The organism is Cupriavidus sp. 01L46 (assembly GCF_056399905.1).
Genome location: NZ_JBFTSF010000440.1, coordinates 1 through 3,901, shown reverse-complemented (window position 1 = coordinate 3,901; position 3,901 = coordinate 1). Strand labels below are relative to the sequence as shown.

The 3,901-nt window shown below is 60.0% G+C and carries 2 protein-coding genes and 1 pseudogene; 2 read left to right on the top strand and 1 reads right to left on the bottom strand.

The window, feature by feature from the left end; all coding sequences use genetic code 11:
- Positions 1–110: pseudogene (locus AC1DS3_RS36295) on the top strand (IS630-like element ISCARN39 family transposase); the annotation flags it as partial.
- Between the two features lie 867 nt (positions 111–977).
- On the opposite strand, the gene AC1DS3_RS36290 reads toward AC1DS3_RS36295, so the two are convergent.
- Complete coding sequence (locus AC1DS3_RS36290) at positions 978–1,631, bottom strand: SOS response-associated peptidase (RefSeq protein ID WP_477129100.1); 654 nt, start codon at positions 1,629–1,631, stop codon at positions 978–980.
- 331 nt (positions 1,632–1,962) lie between these two features.
- Between AC1DS3_RS36290 and AC1DS3_RS36285 the strand changes: the two genes are divergently transcribed.
- On the top strand, positions 1,963–3,901 hold a 1,939-nt coding region (locus tag AC1DS3_RS36285; protein ID WP_477129099.1), incomplete at its 3' end, for a Na/Pi cotransporter family protein.

Here is a 3,901-nt window from a genome sequence, read left to right as displayed (position 1 = left end):
GCCCACACTCGCTCACCGAACTCAAAACGACCGCCCGCAATCGGCTGCGCAGCGCACAGCAACGCGCTAGCATCATTGCCGCGTGCTGGAAGCAGGCCGAGTTGTGGTGATGTCATCATTTATACAAGGATCAATAGGGCTCGCCGGCAGGCGGGCACCAGAGGCGCAACCATGGCGGATACGTGGCATATGCTTTGCATTGCAACTCCCTGAAAGCAGACCTATCCTCGAAAAGAGGTCTTTGTGCTTCGCAACCGTGCCGGAGGCCCCCTATGAAGCCCTTGATCCACCACTTCCATACCAACCCGCCTCATCACGGTGCGCGGTACTACTTGGCGATTGCGCTCTGCTTGCTGGTGCCGGCACTAGCTTACCTAGGGTGGGCGGCAACTTCGGCAAGCCAGTGAGATGGCCGAGTGTTGCAAGCAGTAAGCCGCGTAGACAAAAAGATCCCTATTGGTCACACTTGCCGAGTTGGCTAGTGGCCCCAGATTTAAGGGGAGTAGCTGCATCACAGCGGAGCTACATAGTGTTGCGGGTATTGGTGTTGTTTCTAATTCTTCTGGCCGTGCGAGCGATCTACTTGCATCGACACGTTGCGGCCATGGGATTGGTTCGACGCGACGCGTCGGGATGGTTCAGTTACGAGTTGCGCCGGCGTGTTCTATTGGTGGCAGTTCCCGGGCACGTTTCCAGCTACCCCGTTCCGAGAGAAGAGCGCGTCCGTGTCGTTCGGCTTGCCGGACTGGTTCTATGGCACAAGGAACTCAGCATTGCGCTGCCGAACGAGGCATGTTCGCATCTGGGCGATATTTCTCCGCAGGAGTTCGATACCCGCTTTCCAAGCTGGCTGCAATTGGGTCCTCCAGGGCGCGGAGCTCAGCGCGGGGCTGCCATGCGGCGGTCTGAGTAGCGCTTGAGAATGCGATGGCTCATGAACGAGCGGCGCCATTGTAGGGCGTGGTGCGTGGGTAATGTCACGCCTTCTCTTTGATGGTCTGCGGCGCTGGCTCTGCGGCCATCCGCTCTGCTGGGTAGGGCCGCATGAAGCTGCGCGCCAGATCCGGATCCCTGCATGTCAGCCAGTCATCCCATTCCGACCTCGGCACGATCACTATCATCCGTTTTTCTTTGCCCGGCGCATGGAAGCGATTCATCAGCGGGTGCTTGTCTGAGTTTACCGTCAGCATGGTGAAGCTGAATACCTCGGCACCGGCCTCGCGCGGCCAGGCCCGCCATAGGCCCGCAATCGCGAAATCAGGTTCGTCCCTTAGCCAGATCCGCCATCGGACCGACTTGGCGCCGCCCTCATAGTTGGGTTCGTAAAAGATGGTAGCCGGCACGAGACAGAACAGACCGTTCGCCCACGCGCCAGCGAATGATCGCTTTTCGCGAATCGTCTCCGATCGCGCATTGGTTGTCTCGAATTTCTTTACGCCCGGCTGAATGCGGGATTTCGGGATCATGCCGAAGGTGCCTATCAAAGCTTGGCGTTTGCCATCCTGATTTGCTTKGATGATCGGTGCCGCATAGTCTGGCCAGGTCTCTGGCGGATAATTGAGCGGCGGCGGCTCGACGCCATAGACGTCGCGCAGCAGCTGGCGTTGGATCGGGGCGTAGTTATTGCACACGGCCAGTCCTCCCTGTTGTCTCGGCAAGAGTATCCGCCCTTCGGCGGTCCCAGAATACTCCTTCTCCCTGGCCTCCCTCAGGGTGGCACGTGTGTCGCGGCTTCAGGCCGAGAAGGAATGGGCCATGCCCCACCTTTGGGGGGGGCGTTGGGAACCTTGCTTGCGCACGGGTACAGTGCCAGCATGCGCAAGGGAATCCGATAGGTCCAGCTGTCCCGCTATCCGATCTGTGCGGCCGGTGGCTGGGCGCGGCGATGTCTTGTCGCGGTAACGCGACAGGCCGGCGGTGAGAGTCACACGGGCAACTGTTTGGTGTCGAGGGTTCAGAATCATGACATTTTCGTACACGCTGATCGATCTCGCTGGCTTTGTTGCGCTGCTGCTGTTGGGCACCCAGATGTTTCAAACCGGCATACAGCGCGCATTCGGTGCCGGCCTTCGATCAATCCTGGGGGGTACGCTGCGCGGACGACTCCGCGCCTTCTTCGGCGGAATGGGTGTAACGGCGGTGTTGCAGAGCAGCACGGCGACCGGACTCATTACTGCCGGCTTCGCTGCCGAAGGGCTCGTCGGACTTGTCCCGGCCCTTGCCGTCATGCTCGGCGCAAACGTCGGCGCAACATTGCTCGTGCAGGTGCTGTCGTTTGAGGTCGCGACCGTCTCGCCGGCCTTGATCCTCGTTGGCGTGCTGATGTTCCGCAAGGCATCGAACGCGCGCGCACACGATCTGGGTCGCATGCTTATAGGCTTGGGCTTGATGCTGCTCGCGTTGCACCAGTTGCTCGAGTTGATGACGGATTACGAGGATGCCCCCAATCTTCGCATGCTGCTGGGCGCCGCCTCCACTGTGCCGTTGGTCGATGTTCTGCTGGCGGCCGGTTTGACCTGGGCCGCAAATTCGAACGTTGCGATCGTCCTGCTCGTCACGGCGCTTTGCGCGCAGAACGTGGTTCCGCCCAACACGGCTTTTGCGCTGGTGTTGGGTGCGAACCTAGGCACCGCGATCAATCCCGTGCTGCAAGCGACTGCACCTAACGATCTGGTATCGAAGCGATTGGCGGTTGGCAATCTGCTCACGCGGGCAGTCGGTGTCTTGGTGGCGCTCGCAGCGCTTCGGCCGATTGGTAGCTTCATGGTCACGATCGAACCGGACAATGCGCGTGTGGTTGCCGATTTTCACACGCTGTTCAATCTGGTTCTCGCCGGCCTGTTCCTGCCGTTGCTTTCCCCCTTCGCAAACCTGCTAACTCGGCTACTGCCGCCGCTAGTGGAGGCTGCCGACCCGTCGCGGCCGTTTCACCGCGATCCAGCCGCGAGGCGGATTCCGATGGCGACGTTCGACAACATGGCGCGCGAGGCACATCGTTTGACGGATGTCCTTGGCCAGATGCTGCCGGGCACCCGTGCCGCAGCCATTAACCGCGACCGGAAGCACATCGCCGGGGTCCGTCAGCGTGACGATATTCTGGATAGCCTAGATAGCGCGACCAAAACCTACCTGACGCCTCTCGATCCCGGGCTGCTTGCTGAGAATGACCATCGGCGCATTCCTGAGAGAGGGTACGTGACGTATGGTGAACGGCAAGATGGATTCGAAATAAGGGAGCACCGTGGCCACACGCTCGAACTCATTAGCGCTGATGGCAAGACGCAGGCGTATTACCCTGCAAAGTCACTGTGGCTCACCTTGCAGGATCTCCAGGTCGTCCAACAACTAGAGTCTGCGGGGGGAGACGCGCAGTCAACGCTTTCTACCTACATCCAAGGGACCGCGTCTTTCGACGACTGTCGCCTGTCCATTATTGGCGAATCCGAGAATAGTACGCGTACGGTCCAGGTTTCTTTTGCAGCCCGGGAAATCAGCACCGCAGACGGGCAAGGCCTTCGCGAATGGCAAGAGGAACTCGGCATTGCCCTCTCCGACGTCCCACTTGGCATCGCAAGGCTCGGCTATAACCGCTCGGACCGTGAGATGCAGGAACCGGATCAGTGGTGGGCGTCGTGCCTCGTGCCAGAAAGCAGCTTGCAGGCGCTGTCCGAGGGTGTTGCGGACGGACGCCTTACTGCTGTCAAGGTTGGGCTATGCCTGAGGGGCGTCTACGTATCCGAGCAGGTTATGGGTGATATTCCCGGGGAGTCATGTGCTTGCCTCAGGCCAGGTAAGAGCGACAACACCATGGAGTCGCCGGAAATCGCAAATGGATACGTTGTTCATCTCTCGCTAGATCTCACGAAAGTCAGCTTGCGCGGGCTCGAACGCGGGCTCGAAC